A 23031-nucleotide genomic window follows, 5' to 3' on the forward strand; every position below is an offset into this window, starting at 1 on the left:
TAATTTCAGTATCCTAAGAAAGTCGAGCAACGACATATTACTAACTAGTAGTAAGTTCAAGACACATCAATACGCTTCTGTATGTAGAAATGTAATTCGTCACTGAACCCACTTCGGCGCTGGCGGATGGCTCCCGCAATAAGCCAGAAAGGAAAGTGCACCTTTCTGTCTCATCGCTCCGCCTACCGCTTTTAAGGCGCCTTCGTTTTTTGTGTAGTTATTAGTTAGCCTTGTACATTGAAGGCGAAAAGTGAAATTCGCTAAGTTCCCAAGACTACAAAATTACACTGTACTCAAAAGCGAAGGCACAACTGCGGGGTCGGCCGAAGCAAAGAGACGACTAGTGTGAACTTTCGCTAGCCGGCTCTTTGTGGGAGGCAATTCCCCACGTGCCGAAGCGTTGATAGAATGCTACCTTTACGAACTTCAGTACTGAAAAAAGGTCGCGCAACGATCCAACACAAACTGTTTTTCCCCTGTACCAGAGCCTACTATAACTATCTTGTACCCAAAAAGCGTAGGCACAACTGCGGGGTCGGCCTCTCACGTGCCGAAGCGGCGACAGAAAGCTGATCTTTACGAACTTCAGTAACGTAAAAAGGTCGAGCAACGACTCTACACACTCTAGTTTCAGTATTGTACCAATGCACAAAAAGGCTGTCACGGAAAGTCGTAAGTTACGACTTTCTGGACAAGCCTAGATTTAAAGAATTATTTTTCGTCAGGAATTAATAGCAATTCTTCTAACTCATCTTCGTCATCATGGGCACCAATCACGTAGTTCGTATTATCATCCATACCATATGATTCACGAATCTTAGCCGCTATTTCATTACGCATATTTTTGTTTTCCTTAAGGAACTGCTTTGCGTTTTCACGACCTTGTCCTAAACGCTCACCTTCGTAAGAGTACCAAGCACCACTCTTTTGCACAACTTCTAATTCTGAACCTAGATCAAGAATTTCTCCTTCTTTTGAAATTCCTTCTCCGTACATAATATCGACTTCAGCTGTTCTGAAAGGTGGAGCTACTTTGTTTTTCACTACACGAATTCTAGTTTTATTCCCCATAATGTCGTTTCCTTGCTTTATTGCTTCTCCACGACGCACTTCAAGGCGGACAGAAGAATAAAACTTCAATGCTCTTCCCCCCGGTGTAACTTCAGGATTACCGAACATCACTCCAACTTTTTCACGAATTTGGTTGATGAAGACTGCAATGGTATTAGACTTATTAATCGCACCCGAAAGTTTTCGTAGCGCTTGGGACATTAAACGTGCTTGTAAACCAACATGTGCGTCTCCCATTTCCCCTTCAATCTCTGCTTTTGGTACTAATGCAGCTACTGAGTCGACTACAATGATGTCTACTGCGCCACTTCGTACGAGTGCTTCCGCAATTTCTAAGGCTTGCTCTCCCGTGTCAGGCTGTGATAGCAATAGCTCATCGATATTTACGCCAAGCTTTTGTGCATAGACAGGATCAAGCGCGTGCTCCGCATCGATAAATGCTGCCGTTCCACCATTTGCTTGAACTTCAGCAATTGCATGTAAAGCTACTGTCGTTTTACCAGAACTCTCAGGACCGTATACTTCGATTACTCGGCCGCGCGGATAGCCACCGATACCAAGCGCTGAATCCAATGCTAGAGAACCTGATGAAGATGTAGCGATTTGTAGATCTGTTTTCTCCCCAAGTTTCATAACAGATCCTTTACCAAATTGCTTTTCTATTTGTTTTAATGCCATATCTAGTGCCGCTTTTCGGTTGCTCAATTAAAATTCCTCCTCAACTCTTTTTCTATTTCTATTGTACCTTTTCTTATTGTATTACACAAGAAATAAACGAACGGGTATTCGTTTTTAAATAGATAGAAAATGAAAAAGTGTCCGATAATCGAAGAAGAATTCATTTTCATAGTCGATTTCGAGGGTAAAATTCAATACTTCACTTCTTTTTTCTCTTTCATTTTCTGAATCAAGTAATGCAATGCGAATTGTACAGAGCGCTTACGATTAGAATTGCGGGTACCAGATAGTTGAAGTTTATAAGAAACTGTTTCTAACCCCTCAGCTGCTATACCAATCCATACTGTTCCAGGTGGCTGTCCATCGTGCGGCTCAGGTCCAGCAGCACCGGTCAAACCGACACCAAATGTTGTATCAAATTTCCGTTGCACATTTTCTGCTAACGCTTCTGCACATTCTGCACTAACAATGCCATGGAAATCGAGTAAGGAAGGGGAAATATTCAGTTGCTCAACCTTCGCTTGTGCATTGTAAACTACGACCCCACCTTTAAGCGCATTACCGATACCAGATTCCGATCCAAGTTCAGCCATGAACATTCCAGAAGTTAAGCTTTCTGCTGCAGAAATTGACCAATCATTTTGCAGTAATAATTCCGTTGCTTTGGATGATAATGTATCATCATCCACTCCGTAAATAAAATCACCTACAATAGCACGAATTTGTTGCTCCACGGGAAGAATGAGTTTTTCCGCTTCTTCTTCAGACTTTGCCTTCGCAGTAATCCGTAGCTTCACCATGCCCGGAGAAGCTAGAGGCGCAATTGTCGGGTTTGTTTGGTTTTCCAATATAGACTGAATTCTAACTTCTAACTCCGATTCCCCGATGCCTTGAAGCTTTAATACTTTAGATACAATGATATCTTGTCTACCATAGACACTTAATAAGTAAGGAATCGCTTCATTTTCAAACATTGGCTCAAGTTCGCTAGGCGGTCCTGGGAGTAGAATATACTGTTTATCCTCTTTGCCAATCGCTATACCAGGCGCCATACCGTGTCTGTTAGGCAATACAGTTGCACCTTCTAGCACAAGTGCTTGTTGTTTATTATTTTCAGTCATAACTTTTCCTACATGTTTAAAATACTGTTGAATGGTTTCCATCGCTTCGGGATCTGATACTAACTCTCGTCCTAGTTCTTTTGCGATTGTTTGTTTCGTCAGATCATCTTTTGTCGGCCCAAGTCCACCGCTAAATATGAGAATATCTGCGCGTTGCTGTGCTAGCTGAATCGTTTGTGCCAGTCGTTCGGGATTGTCACCCACTACAGTATGGTAGTACACGTCAATTCCAACATCCGCTAATCTACCGGAGATGAATTTCGCATTCGTATTTGTAATTTGACCTAATAATAATTCTGACCCTACCGCAATGACTTCTGCTCTCATGAATGCAAACACTCCTCACATGGACTCTATTAACACTTTTCGATTCTTCATGAAATAGTCGACACCTGACCAAATAGTAAATACTAACGCGATATAGAGCATAATTGTGCCGAACGGAATTCCAATTGCTTCAAAGAAAATATTGTGTAACAAAAGGAATGAAATAGCTAATAATTGTGCGACGGTTTTTATTTTACCGAGTTGATTGGCAGCAACTACTTCACCACCACCCGCTAAGATTAAACGAAGTCCAGTTACAGCAAACTCTCTGCTAATAATAATGATCACTACCCAGGCAGGTGCGTTTCCCATCTCTACTAATAAAATGAACGCAGCAGAGACTAATAACTTATCAGCTAACGGGTCTAAAAACTTCCCCATATTCGTCACTAAATTATTCTTTCTTGCTAAATATCCATCAAGCCAATCTGTCGTTGATGCGATGATAAATATAATGGCACCTACTAAATGTTCAACCGGCATCTCTACTCCGCCGATCGCTATCATGCCCCAGCCAAAATCCACTGCCAAGAATACGATGAAAAATGGTATCATCATTACTCTTGAAAGCGTAATTTTATTAGGTAAATTCATAAAATTTCCACCTTCCTAGCTTTTCAATAGTCTATCCTTCTTCATAACAAAATAGTCATCCCTAGAGATGACTATTATTCTACGGTTTCTGTGCAATAATAATATTTTGCGGAACGAGGTCCGTCGGATAATCAATACGCTTTCCATTTATCGTAAGTTCCGTTACATTTGGTCGACCGACACGAATTCGAACTCTCTCTGCATCCGATGTGTCAATTTCAACGATTTCTCCAGCTTTCAACACCCTACCTCCTGGTGCAGGCATTCTTTCTACTCCTTGCTAATCGGTTACCGAAATCCATGAATCACCTGAAGTTTTAATAACTAAATTCACTTTTTCAGCATGTTTAAGTGTATAAGTAGTAGTCTCTCCAGACGTAGATGCATGTTCCAATTTTTGAACTACTTCTTTATTTGAATCCGTTGTTGGTTGTTCTGCCGGTTGTTCAATCACTGTATCGCCAGAATTTAGCGGATCACTTTCCAATCCTGTCTCCGTAGCTTTATCTCGTAATAAAATGTAAATAATCGCCAAAATGATTACTATAAATAAGGCAACAATAACTTTGGGCAACATTTCTTGTAATCTCGCATTGCGTTGTAGTCCTGCAGTGCTACGTTGAAGAACAGGAGGAACTGCTTTCTGCCGTTCTTCTTGGATGATATCTCCATGCTCCTCTTGATATAAAGCGAGCATTTCTTCCGAATCTAAACCAACCGCTTCTGAATATTGTTTGATAAATACACGGACATAAAACGCTCCAGGCATCATCGAAAAATTCTCATCTTCAATGCCTGCTAAAAAACGCTTCTGAATCTTCGTTTCATATTGCAAATCATCTAACGTTAAACCTTTTGCGATTCTCGCTTCTTTTAAACGCATACCTAAACTAGTCAATTTTTTCACCTACCTCATTCAGCAATTGCTACTTGTCCATCAATTAAACATGCCAAATCCGCCCATTTGATTGCGAGTAGACATTTGATCATTTTTCTCCAAAATATCATATGTGATTTCCTGATCTATCTCTGTTCGTAATTCAACAATAATATCGAAGTCGTCTATCGTATACTCCGAATGTTTGACGAACATATCGGGATGCTCCACGACTTTAATCGTTGGCATACTCATTATTTCACGAACTAATTGCATATGTCGCTCATCAGAAGATTTACGTGTGACAATGCCATCTAAGATAAAGATATTATCATTAGAGAACTCATCCCCCATCATACTCGTTCTGACTGTCTGTTTAATCATTGTTGAAGATAAGAATACCCACTTTTTATTAGCGCAAACACTAGCTGCGACGACTGATTCTGTTTTCCCTACACGTGGCATACCGCGTACACCAATTAGTTTATGGCCATCTTGTTTGAATACTTCTGCTAAAAAGTCTACTAAAATACCAAGTTCGCTTCGAATAAATTGAAACGTTCTTCGATCATCCGTCCCTCGTTGGATATAATGTCCATGACGAACCGCCAAAACGTCACGCAATTTTGGTTCTCTAATTTTATGAATGACAATCGTATCCATAGTAGATGCAATAAGTTCAAAACGCTTTATTTGTTGATCATGATCTGTTTGGACAAGCATACCACGATATCTGCCGTCTACCCCATTAATGGTCACAATATCCACTCGTAACATACCGAGTAAGGAAGCAATATCTCCCAGCAATCCAGGACGATTTACTTCTATCTCATATTCGACATACCATTCTCCCATTCGACACACTCTCCTACGTAATTTTTTACAGGATATCCGTCTGCATGTAGTTCTATAATAGCGGATAGCTAGAGTGAATAAAAGAAAAAAAGAAAAGGACTTAACGAACTGTCCTTTTCCTGAGGCTTCACATATACCAGCCACCATTAATCTGAATGATTTCACCAGTCATATAATCCGCTTTACCACTAAGCATAAATTCGGCCATATTCGCTATTTCTTGCGGTGTACCGACAGATAGAAGAGGGATTTGATCCATGACCATCTGTCGTTCCTCTAAAGAAAATTCCTGATTCATTCGAGTGTCAATCCAGCCGGGCGCAATCGCATTGACTCGAACGCCCGAGTAAGCAGCCTCTTTAGCATACGCTTTAACGAACGCATGCTGCGCTCCCTTTACTGCAGAATACATAACTTCCCCAGCCGCACCAGCACTTCCCCAAATTGAACCAATAAATAATACATACGATACGTTATTCTTACGCAGTTTAGCTGATAGTAACGCAATGAGTCGCGCAGGATTTTGCACATGAACTTTCCATAACTCCGCCATTTCTACAGCAGTCGTTTCAGACAATAACTTCACAACGGCTTGACCATTCGCTACAACAATCGCTTGTACTCCCTGTACCTTTGAAGCTAAATCATCCGCGGCATGCTCCGCTCTAAAGTCTGCCTGTACACTGCGAAATTCCTGATTTGGATACTGTGTTGCAAGCTCACTCTGCAATAAAGCTAGCTGATGACTATTTGAATTATAATGCAAATACAGTGACCATCCAGCTTCTGCGAGTTGTTTAGAAATGACTTCACCTATTCCACCAGATGCACCTAAAACAAGAGCAAAACGTGAATTGATCATGCTACTGGTGGTAGTACTTTAAAGATCGTGTAGCTACTATCATCGGAAAACGTTGCAAATGCCGCTCGTAATTTATCCATTGATAATTTTTCTAACGTCGGTACAACGTCAAACAAATTCATTTCATTAAATTCGTAACGTGTATATTGATTGGCGATAAATTCGATGGAGTTTAATGAACGCATAAATTGTCCGATTTTCTTTTTACGCATTCTTTCTAAATCTTCATCTTTCACAGGCCAGTTTTCTTTTGCTTCTTTGATCGTTTGACGAATCAACGCTTCTAATTTATCTGGTTCATCGGTATCTGATCCGACCATCGCAAAGCCATAGCCGTCTTCCATTGAAAATTCATAGGAAAACGATTCATCTACTAAACCTTCTCTATTGGCTTTTTCATAAAAGGAAGAAGTACGGCCAAATAAATGATCGAGCACTAAATTAGCGGAAAGTTCAGTCTCAAGCATTTCTTGCCCTTGCTGATTTGCTGCAGTGCACTTCATACCAATATTTAATTTTGGTTTCGAAACATCCATAGTTAAGACACGCTCTGGTATGTCAGCAGCTTTTATTTCTGAAGGAAATTGACGTTTAATCGGTTCTGGCTGATCAAATGACTTCTGTGCTTGATCTTCTTTAATAAACGCCATCATTTCTTCAGGATTCACAGCACCGACTACGAACAATAGCATATTGGATGGGTGATAGAACGTTTCATAGCAAGTATACAAATGCTCAGCTGTAATGTCTTGAATCGACTCAACCGTACCTGCGATGTCAATTTTTACTGGATGCTCTTTGTATAAATTTTCTATCGTACCAAAATATAACCGCCAATCCGGCTGGTCATCATACATCGTAATTTCCTGGGCAATAATCCCTTTTTCTTTATCCACAGTTTGCTCTGTAAAATACGGTTGCTGAACAAAATCGAGCAATACTTTTGTATTTTCCATCACTTTATTAGTAGCAGAGAAGAGATAAGCTGTTCTACCGAATGTCGTGTAGGCGTTCGCAGAAGCACCGTTAAGGCTAAACTTCTGAAACACATCACCATCTTCTTTTTCAAACATCTTATGTTCTAAGAAATGCGCTATACCATCAGGGACTGTAATGAATTCGTCTTTACCATGCGGTTTGAACGTCCTATCGATTGAGCCATATTTCGTAGTGAATGTAACAAATGTTTTAGAATAGCCACGTTTTGGCAAAATGACGACTTTCAGACCATTATCTAATGTTTCTGTATAAATTTTTTCTTGAAGTTGATCGAAAATTACTTCTTTCATTTGGAAGTCCCCTCCTTGCCAGATAATAGATAAACGACTTCTAGCTGTATTGTATTAGCCATTTCCTTCACATCTTCTAGTGTAACGGATTGCCATTTCTCGATTAACTTTTCTGCAGTAAAGTGTTCATCTAATTCTTTGTATTGATCATAAATTTCGATTTGACTGCGCGCGGAATCATTGGCGCTACGGATACTATTTTCTAGCAACGCCACTGTTTGATTCAACTCTATTTCTGTAATGTCACCTTGTTGCAAAGCAGTTAGTTGTTCACCGATTAATTGAACAGCTTTTTCTTCTAAATCTGCATCAATTCCTGCTGTAACATAAACAATGCCATAATGAGAAGCAAATGCACTATTTGCATAATAGGCCATACTTTCTTTTTCACGCACGTTCATAAACAATTTACTATGCGCAAAGCCACCGAAAATCCCGTTCGTGATTTGCATTTTATTGTAATCGGGATGATTGAACGTTACAGGTGTTGTAAATCCTAAATGCAATTTTCCTTGCTTCATATCCTGCTGTTCCCTAACTGTTTTTACTGATTCGACAGAATATGTATCTGTTTTTGCTGATAACTTTTGAACATCACGAGCTGCAAATGGTAAGTACTTTTTAATTTGTTCGATGATTTCTGATTCATCTATGTCGCCTACAACGTAAATATCGATTAAATCATTGGTAATCATCTGTTCATATGTTTGATATAAGCTTTCTTTCGTAATAGACGATACAGCTTCCTCTGTACCATAAGCAGAAACGGATGCAGGTTGATCAGGTCTCATAATTTCTAGCATACGTTTTTGGGCAAACCTTGTCTTATCATCATAAATTGAACGAATCCGATCACGCACATTTCGTTTTTCTCTGTCCGTAACGGCCTGATCAAACGCACCGTCTTTCACGTTCGGTTCGAAGACAACTGCTTGAATCAATTGCCACAGCTGTTTAAAAATATCTTCTCCTTCAAAGTACTCATCATTGACACATTCCGCAAATAACGAAACTGTATGCTCTGCGCTACGTTTGGAGACGTCTGTATACAAAACCGTGCCGTATAACTCATCTAACGCTTTACGCATTTCACTTTGCGTTCGATACTTAGCGTTCGAATCTTCCAGTACATTCGCAAGCACTGTACGCTCTGAAGCAGCCTTCTGCTCAAGTGGCGCTTTCCACTTAATCGTTACATTTACTGTCTTAAATTGTTCAGTCTTGCGTATATACAAATGAACGCCTTTTTGCAATTTTGTTTTGTTGAACATACAAACACCTCTCGTTTACCTTATTATATGTAATCCTACTCTTACTATACATTTTACTCACTGAAATAGAAAATAAATGGCACTAGTGCTAAAGATCGTCGTTATCTGCAACTTGATTAATTTGCTAATAGTATTACGATTGTAGACGATGTAATAAGGATAGTATAAGTATATCGTTTCGCTGCGTTTTGTTTTGGACGGACGCGTGTCTTAAGGGCCTGAGGTAAGCCAACCTTAACACTGTTGCTCCTCATATTATCCATGTACACAGTCTGAAAGCTACCTGAATACAATTCAGATAGCTTTCTAAGTTACTTATCGATTTCCTTTGATGTAAGGCTTTCCGATCGCTTTTGGTGCATTCGCTTTTCCAAGGAATCCAGCCAAAGCTAAAATCGTCAAGACGTACGGGAAGATGTGGAAATAAACTGACGGTATATCTGCTAAGAACTTAATACTTGATGAACTAATAGCTAAGGCTTGTGCGAATCCGAAGAATAACGCAGCGCCCATTGCACCTATAGGATGCCATTTACCGAAAATCATCGCAGCAAGAGCCATAAACCCTTGACCATTAATCGTCGCATGTCCGAAGTCATTCGTGATTGTCTGCGAATAGACTGCACCACCGATTCCAGCAAGTCCACCAGAAATAATAACAGCGATATAACGAATTTTCGTAACTTTAATTCCCATTGTATCTGCAGCCATTGGATGTTCACCAACTGAACGTAAACGCAAGCCGAATGGCGTCTTATAAATAACGAACCACGCAATAAACGCTACTGCAATAGCGATAATCGAAGAGCCGTACACTAGTTTAAAAAACATTGGCCCTATAATTGGAATGTCCTCCAAATATGGAATATTGAAACGTGGAATCTTCTGCTGAATGAAATCTGTCTGTCCTTTACCAAAAATCATCTTTACAGAGAATAATGCAATCGCTAAACCTAACATGTTGATTGCAACACCAGAAACTACTTGGTCCGCTCGGAATGAAATCGACGCGACCGCATGTAATGTAGCGAACAACGCGGATACAAGCATCGCCACTAGTAACGAAACCCAAGGCGTCCATGCACCTAATACATCTGCAAAAAACAGATTGAAAAGAATACCGATGAACGCTCCCATAATCATAAGACCTTCCAAACCAATGTTAATAACACCGGATCGTTCAGAAAACACACCACCAATTGCTGTAAAAATAAGAGGGGCAGCGGAAGCAATCGTTATAGGAATGATGAAATATAAAATATCTAACAACTTACTTCGCCTCCTTCTTATTCTTACGTAAACGTACAAGTCCTATACGGATGATGTATCCGCAAGCTACGAAGAAAATCACTAATGCGATGATGATTGATACAATTTCTATTGGAATTCCTGCAGCGTTTGGCATATTGTTTGCTCCGTATTTTAAAGAACCAAATAATGTAGCACCGAAAACAACGCCGAGTGGTGTATTGGCACCTAATAACGCTACAGCGATTCCATCAAAACCAATACCCGTAAAGCCACCCATTAAAGAAATAGTACCAAATGTACCTAATGCCTCCATTGCACCGCCAAGACCAGCAAACGCACCAGAAATAACCATTGCCATCACAATATTTTTATTTACACTCATTCCAGCGTATTGCGAAGCATTTTGGTTAAAACCAACAGACTTTAATTCAAATCCAGACTTTGTTTTCTCTAAAATAAACCACATGACGACTACCATCGCTAACGCAACGAATATTCCATAATGCAATGTGGAGAAGTCAGTCAAATTGGATAAAAAGTCAGATCTCAAAGATGCTGTTGGCTGGATACGGTCCAACTTGAATCCGCCACCCGAGATCGTCTTAATCAGTGCGTTGACCACATGAAAAGCAATATAGTTCATCATGATTGTCACAATAACTTCATGCACATGTAATTTTGCTTTTAAAATACCCGGAATAAGTCCCCACAAAGCACCTGCTACCGCAGCTGCTATTAATGCAAGTGGTAAGTGAATGATTTTAGGAAGTTCAAACGCCATACCTACATAAGCAGCTGCAAACCAACCAACGATCAATTGTCCTTCTACCCCAATATTAAAGAGTCCTGTGCGAAATGCGAACGCAACCGCTAGACCGGCTAAAATATATGGACTGATTTGACGAATCGTTTCTCCTATTACATACGAATCACCGAATATACCATTCCAAAGCGCGGTATATCCTGCCACCGGATCATAGCCACTAATCAGCATGACAACCGCGCCTACAAGCAGCCCTAAAATAATAGAAATAACGGGCACGAGGATGTTTATCATTTTATTCGACATGATGTTCATCACCATCTTTCCCCGTATCTACCATCTCTTTATCAACTTCACGCTTTGAATGACCGGCCATCATTAAACCGAGTGCCTGCTCCGTTGTTTCTTGTGGTACAACTGTCCCGACAATCGCTCCATCATAAATAACAGCTATACGATCCGATACGTTCATTACTTCGTCGAGCTCAAAGGTAATAAGTAGAACTGCTTTTCCACTGTCACGCTGTTCGATTAAGCGTTTATGAATAAATTCAATCGCACCAACATCCAATCCTCGAGTTGGCAAAGCGGCAATCAGTAAATCAGGATTCCGCAGAACTTCACGTCCGATAATCAATTTCTGCTGATTACCTCCAGATAAAGCTCTAGCCAATTCATGTACTCCTTGCGTACGTACGTCGAATTCTTTAATTAACTCAGTAGCTTTGTCATTCACTACTTTATAATTCATGATTCCACCTTTAGAATATGGCTCATGATAATACGATTGTAGCGCCGCATTGTATCCAACAGTGAAGTCTAATACGATTCCATGTTTATGACGGTCTTGTGGTATATGCCCAAGGCCAGCTTCGGTAATTTTTCTAGGCTTTTTATTCGTAACGTCTACTGAGTTAATATAGATTTTTCCACTTTTCACTTTTGTTAGTCCCGTGATTGCTTCGATTAACTCAGATTGCCCGTTACCATCAATTCCTGCAATCCCAACGATTTCTCCACGACGCACAGAAAGGTTTAACTCTTTTAACTTAGCTACCCCACGATAATCATTGACAACAAGATTTTCAATTTTCAACACTTCTTCTGTTGGATGGGAAGGACCTTTTTCAGTTTTAAATGTTACTTGACGTCCAACCATTAGTGTCGCAAGTTCTTCGGGATTGGTTTCTTTTGTAATGACGGTTCCAATTCCCTTCCCTTTACGAATAACTGTAACTTTGTCAGACACACTCATAATCTCCTGTAGTTTATGAGTGATTAAAATGATAGACTTTCCTTCCGCAACTAGCTTACGCATTATATTCATCAACTCTTCAATTTCCTGTGGAGTTAGTGAAGCTGTCGGCTCATCAAATATTAAAATGTCTGCACCACGATAGAGTGTTTTAAGTATTTCAACACGTTGTTGCATACCGACCGAAATATCTTCAACTTTTGCATAAGGATCGACATCCAAACCATACATTTTTGAAATCTCCGCTACTTTCTTAGCAGAGTCCTTAATATTAATCATGCCCGATTTCGTGGGCTCACTACCTAAGATAATGTTTTCTGTCACGGTTAAGTTTTCGACTAACATAAAATGTTGGTGAACCATCCCGATCCCTAAATCATTTGCTATGTTCGGATTCGTAATCGCCACTTTTTCTCCATTAACACGAATTTCACCACCGTCTGGCTGGTACAAGCCGAATAACACGTTCATCAATGTCGACTTCCCAGCACCATTTTCACCTAACAATGCATGAATTTCCCCTTTTTCAAGTTGCAATGTAATATGATCATTCGCATAGAAGGTTCCGAATTTTTTCGAGACATCCAACATTTCAATTACATATTCCAATTCAATCACTTCCTTGCCAGTAATAGATTTCAAAAGAATCTAGCGAGAATATTTTGTAAGCTTCGCCACTTTCTACGAACGCTCACATGGTATGACCCCATTTATCATTAAGTACTAAAATTAATAAAATAAAAGTTCCAGAACATGCGTCAGGGAACCTTTAGTTTACAAATTTTAATGAAATAAAGACCGGTTTATACGCCGGCCTTTATCTTATTTCATCATTACTTTTTCTTTTCAACGAACTCTGGCACTTCAATTTCGCCATTCGCAATTTTTTGTGCGAAGTCGTCAATTTGATCTAGCACATCTTGCGGAATTGCACCACGTGAATCAGCAAGAGATATACCTTCATCTTTCAGACCATATACTTTTGTCTCGCCACCAACTAATTCGCCATCCATAGCTAATGCAGAGACATCCTTAACTGCAACATCTACACGCTTCAACATAGAAGTAAGTGTAACGTTTGCATCGCCAACTTTACCTTCTTCATACTGGTCGGAGTCAACTCCAATTACCCATACGTATGCATCTTTATCTGCTTGTTTACGTTCTTTTGCTTCAGAGAATACACCGTTACCTGTACCACCAGCTGCGTGGAAAATGATATCTACGCCTGAAGAATACATACGGCCTGCTTCAGCTTTTCCAAGTTCGGCTTTGTCAAATGCACCTACATATTTACTATCTACTTTGACTTCTGGATTAACCGCTTTAATACCTTCAATGAATCCAGCTTCAAAACGCTCGATTACGGGATTATCCATACCACCGATAAATCCAATTTTGTTTGATTTCGTCATCAACCCAGCTGCAACACCTGCAAGGTATCCACCTTCTTGCTCCTTGAACAAGATGCTAGTTACATTTGGCGCATCTACTACACCATCAATAATTGCGAATCCTGTATCTTTCTGCTGTGCTGCGATATCACTAATTGCATCTTCCATTAAGAAACCTACACCATAGATCAGTTTAAAATCACGACGAGCTAAGTTATTCAAGTTCGTAGTGTAATCAGCTGGGCCAGTTGACTGTAGGTATTCATAACCGCCAGTTCCTTTTTCCCATCCTTGTTCTTCACCGAATTCTTTAACGCCTTTCCATGCTGATTGGTTGAAAGATTTATCGTCTATTCCACCAACGTCAGTTACCATGGCAATTGAGAATTCACTTTTTTCTCCGTCTTTTCCCGCTGCCGGCTTGTCTGCAGCATTATCCTTGCCCTTATCAGTAGAACCACATGCTGCCAACATTGTACCTGCAGCAAGCACTATAGACATTGCTAAACCAAATTTTCTTTTCGTCATTTAAATGACCTCCTTTATGTTAGTCTTGGTATGAAATCATGACGCTATACGTCTTATACCCGTTTCCTTACAACTTGGAACCTAAACTTATCAGCACGAAAGAAATTTTCTGAATACAAGATCATTTTCCCTTCTTCGCTAAAATGCTCTTGAAAGAGCGCTAACAATGCTTGCGTTGAATCACACGATAATGCTTTAAACGCTTCAGGATGATGACTAATAGGCTCTATTTCAGCCACTGCTTGTCCAATTTGTATCAATCCAGATTTCTCGATTAGGTCAAATAATGAAGTGTGTAACTCACTTTCCAATCCTTCTGGTAAGTATTTTTGAAGCAAATGGTCTATACAATAGACAACTGGTTCACCATTTGCTGTTCGAATTCGCTTGATTTGGATAATCATCTTTTCTTCTGTTTTAAAGCGCGCGGCTAACTCTTTGGGAATTGGAATGAGAGATATTCCTTGAACGATTGTGCCAGGCTCCATATTTGCTTGGCGGATCATTGTAGTAATACTTGAAAGCTGCTCAATTCCCGAACGAACGATAGGCTGCGAACTGACAAATGTACCGACTCCATGTTTTCTGAAGATTACTTTCTCCTCTTCCAATACACGTAGCGCTTCGCGCAATGTCGCTCGGCTTACTCCTAGCATCTGTGATAGCTTTGCCTCAGATGGAAGACGTTCATGTTGTTGAAATTGTCCAGATTCTATATCTTGCTTTAGCCGTTCAATCACTTGAACATACAAAAGCCGTGGATCTTTCTTCACAAACATTTTACCATCCCTCCAAGACGTCAGACCTCTGATCACTTATAGCTTCACTATATCACCTTCTTTTGAAGAAATAAATATCAAGTTGACGTACAAATAAAATTGTAAAGTTCGGTCGATTTTAATTACTATTAATTAAGAATCGAGATCGGACTTACCGATCATCACTTGTCTTGGCTTACTTCCTTCAGGAGGGCCGACAACACCACGTGCTTCTAGTTGATCGACAATACGTGCAGCTCTTGCGTAACCCACTCGGAAACGTCGTTGAATCATCGATACTGAAGCTGTCTGCATTTCAACTACCATTTGCACTACTTCGTCATATAGATCATCTGTTTCTTCGTGTAAAGGCACATTTTCTACTTCTGTTGGAATCATTTCTTCTTGATACTGCGCTTTTTGTTGTTCAATAATGAAATCAACAACTGCTTCTACTTCTTCATCCGAAACGAAGGCACCTTGAACGCGTGTTGGCTTCGATGCGCCTGCAGGAAGGAATAGCATATCCCCGCGTCCTAGTAACTTCTCCGCTCCGCCACTATCCAAAATCGTGCGTGAATCAATAGCAGATGATACAGCGAACGCAATTCTTGAAGGTATATTTGCTTTAATAATCCCTGTGATGACATCTACACTTGGTCGCTGCGTAGCAATAATCAAGTGAATCCCTGCGGCTCTCGCCATTTGTGCCAAACGTGTTATGGAATCTTCCACATCACTAGAAGCAACCATCATTAAGTCTGCTAACTCATCTACAATGACTACGATATATGGCATTCGTGGATGCTTTTCATCATTGTCTTCATTCCACTGTTCAATGTGGTTATTATAGCCTTCAATATTCCGAGTACCTGTATGAGAAAATAATTCATATCGACGTTCCATCTCAGAAACTACTCGTTGCAATGCTTGTGCCGCTTTTCTAGGATCCGTAACAACTGGTGCCAATAAGTGCGGTATACCATTGAATACATTTAATTCAACCATTTTCGGATCAATCATCATCATTTTCACTTCATGCGGTTTCGCACGCATAATGATACTCATGATAATGCCGTTTACACAGACACTTTTACCACTACCCGTAGCTCCTGCTATTAAAACGTGTGGCATTTTATTGAGTTCTGTTAACATCGCTTGTCCCGTCACATCACGCCCTAGACAGACGAGCAACTTAGACTGCGCGCGATTATTTTCTTTGGATTCTAGAACTTCACGTAAACTAACCATCGCAACTGCATTATTTGGCACTTCGATTCCGACAGCGGACTTGCCAGGGATCGGTGCTTCAATCCGAATACCACTCGCGGCTAAAGCGAGCGCAATATCATCTGACAAGCTGACGATTCGGCTCACCTTTACACCTGTATCTGGAAGAATTTCATACTTCGTAACAGCAGGTCCTAAGTGGACTTGTGTTACGCGTGCTTTCACACCGAAGCTTAGAAAAGTTTGTTCCAATTTCTTAGCATTCGCTTGAATCAAGTCATACTCACCTGATTGATCACTGGCAACAGGGGGTTCTAGTAAACTAGTTGGCGGAAGGATATAGGCTTCGTTTTCTTGCTCCCCAGCCATGACTGGATAATCAGATGCACCATCTACATCTGCTTCTTCATTTGCTTTTGTTTTCGGTTGGACTTTCGAATTCACTTCATCTGGAAAAATGCTTAGTTGTTCTGCATCTGTCCAAGTTTCCGGAGAGGACTGTTCAATTTTCGATGTGAAACTTGAAATGATAGGTTCACTCATTGACTCCTGCGTCTCGACTACAGGTTCTACAAGTACCTTCTCTTCCTTAGGCTTCTGCTTACGAGCAGTGCGTGATAACGCTTTGCGTCGTTCTTCTGGCGACTTCACCGGCTTCTTTTCTCGTGCCGACCACTTTTTCTTCATACTCTCTATCACTACTGGCGTTTGCTCCGCTAAATATGGAATCAACGCTTTGCCAGTCAATAAAATAATACCAATCAGCAATAACAAAATACCCGCCACTGTCGCACCTGACGAATCGACCAACGAATAAAACATCGCGAACAATACCGCTCCGATCATACCGCCGCCAAGCGTTCCCGTTTGTTCAAACATACCTCCACTCGTCACAAGAACTTTCCAAGTCTCTTTTAATGCTGAGTTTGACATTAGGACTTTGCTTTCATAAAGCGTCTGAAATAGATGCACATGACTGAATAACAACAAACTACTCAAAACGAATAAGCAACCGAGTACGATACGATGCTTATAACCGCCTACTTGTCGTTTAATCATGAACACTAAAGCTTGTACGATAATGATAAACGGTAATGCAACATGCCAGTTGCCTAGGAGAAATCGGGAAATAGAAGCTAATCCTCTACCTATGACACCATATTCAAATATCATGATGATGGCTAAACCTATTAATACGACACCAATAATTTCAAACCAGAGCGGTTGTAATGGACTTTGTTTTTTCTGCTGTTGTTTTTTTTTCGCTGGTGCTTTCTTCTTCGCTCTTTTTTTCGCTGCCATCTGCTTACACCCTTTCTTAAAAAAAGATTTCCAGCCAATGAAGGCGTGGAAATCCCTTTTTTATTGCAAGCGTCTAATCAGTACTCCATGATGATTGGAATAATCATCGGGCGTCTTTTCGTTTGCTGATATAAATAAGAACTTAACGTCTCACGGATCTCTTGTTTAATGTTTGTCCATTCAAACGTCTCTTTATTCACATACTTTTCTACGATCTTACGGATTAGCTTTGTCGCTTCTTCGAAAAGCTCTTCCGATTCACGAACATAGACGAAACCTCTTGACACGACTTCTGGTCCCGCTGCAATTCTCTTTTGCTTTCTGTTCAATGTCACAACGACTGTGAAAATTCCATCTTGAGACAATAATTTACGATCGCGTAGCACGATATTACCTACATCGCCTACACCAATTCCGTCAATTAAGACGTTACCAGCTTGCACTCTACCACTCATGCGCAGCTTATCATTCTTATACTCAACGATATCGCCTTTATCCGCGATGAAAATACGGTTTTTAGGTATGCCAACCTCTTGCGCAACTTTCGAATGAGCAATCAGCATACGATATTCGCCTTGAATCGGAATGAAATATTTTGGTTGCATTAAATTCAACATCATTTTCAAATCTTCTTGTGAACCGTGACTAGAGACGTGAACATTTCTTGAAGACGTTAGCACCTTTGCTCCTGCCTTCGCTAATTCATTCATCATCTGAAACATAGAAATTTCCATTACAGGTGACGGAGTGAATGTAATCAATACGGTATCTGTATCTTTAATATTAATCTCTCTATGATGCTTGCGTACGATTTTTTCTAATGCTTCAAGTGGTTCCCCTTGGTTACCCGTGATGATGATTACAATATCTTGATCATCATACTTATCCATATCTTTCACTGAAATGACGATATCTTCTTCTACCTGCAAATAGCCTAGACGTAGACCTACTTCAAAATAACTTTCCAAACTCTTACCGATAACAGCTATTTTCTTCTGTTTTGCTGCCGCTTGATCAAGCACTTGCTGAATCCGAATAAAGTTAGATGCATATAGCGCAACTAAAATTCTTCCCTGTGCTTCGTGGAATGTCTTAGACAAACGCTTCTCAATCACCGATTCAGACGTTGTGTGACCTGGGCGCTCTGCTTCAGTAGAATCAGACATCAAAATAAAGACGCCTTCTTCACCTAATGCAGCCATTTTACCTATGTCTGGACGGTATTTCCCTTTTGCAGCTTGGTCAAATTTGAACTCGCCCGTATTAACAATCGCACCTTCACTCGTGTGGAAAACGATTCCTAATGAATCAGGAATACTATGCGTTGTATTAAAGAATGTCACATGCGTTCGCTTAAAGTTCATGCGGCTACGGTTTGTTACTTCAAAGAAGCGGACATTCGATGGAGCAGGCATCTTTTTCAAATGTTCCTTTGCAAGTGCAAGTGTCAATTTCGTACCGTAAACTGGTGCTTGTACTTTTTGTAGTAAATAAGCAATTGAACCGATTGCATCTTCGTGTCCATGTGTCAAGAAGATTCCTTTGATACGATCTTTGTTCTCTTCTAAATAAGTCATATCTGGAATAACGAAATCTATTCCTAGCATTTCAGTTTCTGGGAACATTAATCCCGAGTCCATGACGAACATTTCATCATCAATTTCTACGATGTACATCGCCTTACCAACTTCTCCAACTCCACCTAGTGGAATTACTCTTATTAGTTCATTTTGTATTTTAGTCAATTTGTTTCCTCCTATATTCTATTCCCGTTCACAACGACTAAAACCCATTATACGAGATAGTAGGTGCTCTGTACAAACAAAAAAAGCCGGATTGTTCATCCGGCTTCACTTTCTTACACAATAAACGTTGAATTTTTGAATTTTTCTAGTGCAACATCAACCATTGCTGCTTCACTTGCATCCATTGCAACTAACGGCAAACGTACGCCACCTGTTGGTACGCCTGCCTTTTCCAGTGCATATTTCACGGGCACTGGATTCGGTGTGGAGAACAGCGCCTTAAATACAGGCAATAGCGCCCGGTGTAGCTGAGCTGCTTTTTTTGTTTGTCCGTTTTGAAACGCTTTGACCATTTGTTGCATTTCATTTCCTACTACGTGAGCTGAAACAGAAATAATTCCTCTGCCGCCAATCGAAAGTAGTGGCAATGTTAAACCATCATCACCACTGTACACTTCAAAATCGTCCGCGGTATTTTCGATGATTTTAGCCATTTGTTCAAGACTTCCACTTGCTTCTTTAACAGCCTTTATATTCGGAATTTTAGATAACGCAATGATTGTTTCTGGAAGTAAATTCACTACAGATCTACTAGGAATATTGTAAAGCAATACAGGTAATGACGTTTCTTTGGCAATTGTCGAGAAGTGTGCGTACAACCCTTGTTGATTGGGTTTATTGTAATAAGGGGTGACGAGCATAATCCCATCTGCTCCGGATAGCTCAGCCGCCTTAGTCAACTCAATCGATTCGGCTGTATCGTTTGTACCTGTTCCCGCAATGACTGGGATACGCTTATTTACAACCTTAATAACAAAATCCAATAGCTCTTTTTTCTCCGACATGGTAAGCGTAGGTGATTCGCCTGTTGTACCACTGACGATAACAGAATCTGTCCCATTTGCGATTAAGTGTTCAAGCAAGCCCGAGGTTTTTTCATAATCAATCGCACCATCTGGAGAAAAAGGAGTGACCATTGCTGTCCCTATATTTCCAAGCTTCACGTTGATCATCCCTTTTCTTAGTCATACTTTCTTTTTGTAATCAGTCGACAAGCGCTTCAGCGATCTGCACTGAATTCAGGGCAGCGCCTTTTAACAAGTTGTCTGACACAATCCATAGATGAAAACCGTTTGGATGATTTAGATCTTTACGAATTCGACCAACAAATACTTCATCTTTGCCTTCAGCGTAAAGCGGCATTGGATACACTTGCGCTGTTGGATCATCTTGTAAAACAACCCCAGGAGCATTTTGTAACAATGCCTGAATATCTTTTGTCGAAACGTTTTCTTGATCAATTTCAATATAAACAGATTCAGAGTGACCAGACACAACAGGTAGTCTGACACAAGTAGCTGCTACTGACATGTCGTAGTCATTAAAGATTTTCTTCGTTTCGTTGATCATTTTCAACTCTTCTAACGTGTAACCTGATTCATCAAATGAATCGATTTGTGGAATTGCATTGAACGCGATAGGATAATGACGTTTTGCAGCTGCTGATGGTAATACTTCCGCTTCGATTTCACTGCGGTCAGCAAATTGCTTACTTTGATTTTCTAATTCATCAATAGCTTCTACACCTGCACCTGAAACGGCTTGGTAAGTAGAAACGATTAATCTGCTTAGGCCATACTTATCTTTAATAGGTTTCAGTGCCGCCACCATTTGAATTGTTGAGCAATTCGGGTTCGCAATAATTCCAGAATGGTTTTTTAAGTCCCCTGGATTTACTTCAGGAACGACAAGTGGTGTGTTCGGATCCATACGGAATGCACTTGTATTATCAATAACAACTGCTCCACGTTTCACTGCTTCATGTGCAAACATTTCTGAAATACTCCCGCCCGCACTAAAGAATGCAATGTCGATTCCTTCAAAAGCTTCAGGTGTTGTTTCTTGTACGATGTATGTTTCTCCACCCGCTTTGATCTCATTGCCAGCAGAGCGTTTGGACGCCAGTAACTTGATAGATTGAGCAGGAAATTTACGCTCCACCAATTTTTCAAGTATTTTAGTTCCTACCGCTCCAGTAGCTCCGACAATTGCAACATTTACATTCTTCATCTCGATCTTCCTTTCAATTATTAACAAGGTAATTTAGGGTTTAAACGAACAACCACAGCTCGTTAATTGTTATTGAACGAATTATAACATATTTTGTGTAATTTAAAAATCTATTTTTATGCATCTTTATGCATTATCAATAATGGTTGTAGTTGTTTACCGTTTATGGCGGACACTGTAGTAGCTGTTAGTAGCGAAAAATCTGAAATTAATGAGTTCGGTTTTTTTATGCAGTCGTCCTGTCCGAACGGTATAAAATAAACATCCTTCATATTCAATAATTTCACGAGATTCATTGCGTTCAGCCCTAATGCATCGTTTGTCGATACACCTAGTACAACTGGTTTGCCGTTACGCAATGTCGCTTTGGCTGCCATTAAGACCGGTGAATCAGTAGCCGCATTTGCGAGTCTACTCATGGAATTACCCGTAAGCGGTGAAATGATCATACAATCTAGCGGGTTCGTCGGCCCAAATGGCTCAGCTTCTACAATTCTCGATACGACCTTTTCTCCTGTCGCTTTTTCAATACGTTTAATCCACTCTTCTCCTGTGCCAAAACGCGTGGCTGCGTGAAGTACAGAATGCGTGATGATTGGAACGACTGACGCCCCCGCTTTTCGTAGCGAATCAATCATCGGAAGCAATTGATCATATGTGCAATGCGAAGCTGTAATTCCTAATCCGATTCGTTTTCCTTCAAGCATTTAGCTCCCCTTTCTTCTGAATCCATTCTCAAAACAGCGTCAACTACTACAGTCGCCGCGTCCACAGGAAAATGTATCCCCGGCAATTTGAGGTGTATCGTATAGTATTCAGAAGTTGTAGAAGGCTTTAGGCAACCGGGCGCTGAAGCTACATCGAAAATACGTCCTGCATGTTTCGGATCTAGCCATTGAGAAGGTATAGTATTTACTAAATAACCATCTGTAAATACTGTATCTTCCGTTAAGCGTATAGAACCATAACCTACTATACCTGCTTCAGCCAGCTGTTCATCAGACCTTGCCACGACGGTTATAGAAGCTTGTAAGCTATGCAATGTTTGCGCGATAAACCAGCAACATAAAAATGTTTACCGGCAATCGTTCGCTTCGTTTGCGCATAAAACACATGTACAAACGCTTCTGCTGTCAACTGCGCATTTTGCCAAATAAATTGTTCGTTTAGTAAATAACTTCTATGATGTATACCAATTTCATCTAGCTGATCTACCCATTGCTGAGCTATCTGCCCCGTATAAAGCACAGAAGAGCGTTGGAGGAGGGTAGGAGGAATAGGTTGTGCCATGGATAGAAGTGGAAGGATAATACGATCCGGCTGCCACGCAAGCAACGTTTGTTGAAGTTCTTCAGCAAATGAATCAATCGCAACATAACGACAACTATGTCCTGCTTGATTTAGTAGGTCTGCGGCTAAAAGTAATCGCTGATCGGTTCCAACAACAAGCCATTTATTCATACTCGGTCACATCCTTACGATCCAGTTCATGCGTTTTTCCAAATAGAATTCGATCTTCTCCTACTAAGACAATTTCATGCCAAGGAATGTATTCAATGACATCTGAATCTTTTTGACGAAAAAGATTTTTTCCAAGTTTTTTTCTAATTTCAAAACCTATAATCTCACCTGTTTTGTGATTAAAAAGGAGATCGGTATCTGCCAAAAACCCATACCGCATTCCCTCTTCGACTTGGATCAACTCTTTTTGTGCTAACTCAGATAACAGCATAAATAGTCCTCCCTTTCTTATGATCTCTTTCATCATATGTATAGAAAGGGAGAACTCG

Annotated in this window: 22 protein-coding genes; all 22 read right to left on the bottom strand. The window is 40.3% G+C overall.

All coding sequences use genetic code 11. From position 1 onward, the window contains the following. Positions 1–711 precede the first annotated feature (711 nt). The 22 genes from recA to ORD22_RS00110 all read right to left on the bottom strand — a co-directional run bounded on the left by recA (position 712) and on the right by ORD22_RS00110 (position 22973). A complete protein-coding gene (gene recA, locus ORD22_RS00005) occupies positions 712–1776 on the bottom strand; it encodes a recombinase RecA (protein ID WP_317643792.1) in 1065 nt (354 codons plus the stop codon). A gap of 164 nt (positions 1777–1940) precedes the next feature. After that, positions 1941–3197 carry a competence/damage-inducible protein A gene (locus tag ORD22_RS00010; RefSeq protein WP_317643793.1) on the bottom strand — a complete coding sequence of 419 codons (1257 nt, stop codon included), beginning with the start codon at positions 3195–3197 and terminating at the stop codon, positions 1941–1943. Between the two features lie 15 nt (positions 3198–3212). After that, positions 3213–3791, bottom strand: coding sequence for a CDP-diacylglycerol--glycerol-3-phosphate 3-phosphatidyltransferase (gene pgsA / locus ORD22_RS00015; RefSeq protein ID WP_317643794.1), 579 nt, complete (start codon positions 3789–3791; stop codon positions 3213–3215). A 79-nt stretch (positions 3792–3870) separates the two neighbouring features. Further along, a complete protein-coding gene (locus ORD22_RS00020) occupies positions 3871–4056 on the bottom strand; it encodes a RodZ domain-containing protein (protein ID WP_317643795.1) in 186 nt (61 codons plus the stop codon). Positions 4057–4071: 15 nt separating this feature from the next. Continuing rightward, positions 4072–4689 (bottom strand): helix-turn-helix domain-containing protein, encoded by a 618-nt coding sequence (locus tag ORD22_RS00025; RefSeq protein WP_317643796.1) that lies wholly within the window; start codon positions 4687–4689, stop codon positions 4072–4074. Positions 4690–4728: 39 nt separating this feature from the next. Continuing rightward, the gene (locus tag ORD22_RS00030) at positions 4729–5523 is read right to left on the bottom strand and encodes a DUF3388 domain-containing protein (protein ID WP_317643797.1); all 795 of its coding nucleotides are present in this window, start codon (positions 5521–5523) and stop codon (positions 4729–4731) included. Positions 5524–5650: 127 nt separating this feature from the next. Beyond that, a complete protein-coding gene (gene ymfI, locus ORD22_RS00035; protein ID WP_317643798.1) occupies positions 5651–6385 on the bottom strand; it encodes an elongation factor P 5-aminopentanone reductase in 735 nt (244 codons plus the stop codon). Continuing rightward, positions 6382–7674 carry an EF-P 5-aminopentanol modification-associated protein YfmH gene (gene yfmH, locus ORD22_RS00040; RefSeq protein ID WP_317643799.1) on the bottom strand — a complete coding sequence of 431 codons (1293 nt, stop codon included), beginning with the start codon at positions 7672–7674 and terminating at the stop codon, positions 6382–6384. Before yfmH ends, ymfI begins: the two co-directional genes overlap by 4 nt. Next, positions 7671–8945 (bottom strand): EF-P 5-aminopentanol modification-associated protein YfmF, encoded by a 1275-nt coding sequence (yfmF, locus tag ORD22_RS00045; protein WP_317643800.1) that lies wholly within the window; start codon positions 8943–8945, stop codon positions 7671–7673. Before yfmF ends, yfmH begins: the two co-directional genes overlap by 4 nt. 315 nt (positions 8946–9260) lie before the next feature. Beyond that, entirely contained in the window at positions 9261–10214 is a 954-nt protein-coding gene (locus ORD22_RS00050) for an ABC transporter permease (protein ID WP_317643801.1), read from the bottom strand. A gap of 1 nt (position 10215) precedes the next feature. Next, complete coding sequence (locus ORD22_RS00055; protein ID WP_317643802.1) at positions 10216–11265, bottom strand: ABC transporter permease; 1050 nt, start codon at positions 11263–11265, stop codon at positions 10216–10218. Beyond that, entirely contained in the window at positions 11255–12823 is a 1569-nt protein-coding gene (locus ORD22_RS00060; protein WP_317644177.1) for an ABC transporter ATP-binding protein, read from the bottom strand. The genes ORD22_RS00055 and ORD22_RS00060 overlap by 11 nt, the downstream gene beginning before the upstream one ends. A 224-nt stretch (positions 12824–13047) precedes the next feature. After that, a complete protein-coding gene (locus tag ORD22_RS00065) occupies positions 13048–14136 on the bottom strand; it encodes a BMP family lipoprotein (RefSeq protein WP_317643803.1) in 1089 nt (362 codons plus the stop codon). A gap of 53 nt (positions 14137–14189) precedes the next feature. Then, positions 14190–14915, bottom strand: a complete 726-nt coding sequence (locus tag ORD22_RS00070) for a GntR family transcriptional regulator (RefSeq protein WP_317643804.1) — start codon at positions 14913–14915, stop codon at positions 14190–14192. 132 nt (positions 14916–15047) lie between these two features. Continuing rightward, positions 15048–17426, bottom strand: coding sequence for a DNA translocase FtsK (locus tag ORD22_RS00075; RefSeq protein ID WP_317643805.1), 2379 nt, complete (start codon positions 17424–17426; stop codon positions 15048–15050). 77 nt (positions 17427–17503) lie between these two features. Then, positions 17504–19171 carry a ribonuclease J gene (locus ORD22_RS00080; protein WP_317643806.1) on the bottom strand — a complete coding sequence of 556 codons (1668 nt, stop codon included), beginning with the start codon at positions 19169–19171 and terminating at the stop codon, positions 17504–17506. A 113-nt stretch (positions 19172–19284) separates the two neighbouring features. Beyond that, complete coding sequence (gene dapA, locus ORD22_RS00085; protein WP_317643807.1) at positions 19285–20184, bottom strand: 4-hydroxy-tetrahydrodipicolinate synthase; 900 nt, start codon at positions 20182–20184, stop codon at positions 19285–19287. A 31-nt stretch (positions 20185–20215) separates the two neighbouring features. Further along, positions 20216–21241, bottom strand: coding sequence for an aspartate-semialdehyde dehydrogenase (gene asd, locus ORD22_RS00090; protein ID WP_317643808.1), 1026 nt, complete (start codon positions 21239–21241; stop codon positions 20216–20218). Positions 21242–21357: 116 nt separating this feature from the next. After that, positions 21358–21948, bottom strand: coding sequence for a dipicolinate synthase subunit B (locus tag ORD22_RS00095; protein WP_317643809.1), 591 nt, complete (start codon positions 21946–21948; stop codon positions 21358–21360). Beyond that, on the bottom strand, positions 21921–22253 hold the full coding sequence (locus tag ORD22_RS00100) for a hypothetical protein (RefSeq protein ID WP_317643810.1): 333 nt from the start codon (positions 22251–22253) through the stop codon (positions 21921–21923). The genes ORD22_RS00095 and ORD22_RS00100 overlap by 28 nt, the downstream gene beginning before the upstream one ends. Positions 22254–22258: 5 nt before the next feature. Continuing rightward, complete coding sequence (locus ORD22_RS00105) at positions 22259–22702, bottom strand: hypothetical protein (protein ID WP_317643811.1); 444 nt, start codon at positions 22700–22702, stop codon at positions 22259–22261. After that, positions 22695–22973: a YlmC/YmxH family sporulation protein gene (locus ORD22_RS00110; RefSeq protein WP_317643812.1), complete on the bottom strand. Its 279-nt coding sequence runs from the start codon at positions 22971–22973 to the stop codon at positions 22695–22697. The genes ORD22_RS00105 and ORD22_RS00110 overlap by 8 nt, the downstream gene beginning before the upstream one ends. Positions 22974–23031 lie beyond the last annotated feature (58 nt).

The sequence above is a fragment of the Sporosarcina sp. GW1-11 genome (assembly GCF_033088395.1).
GTDB lineage: Bacteria > Bacillota > Bacilli > Bacillales_A > Planococcaceae > Sporosarcina.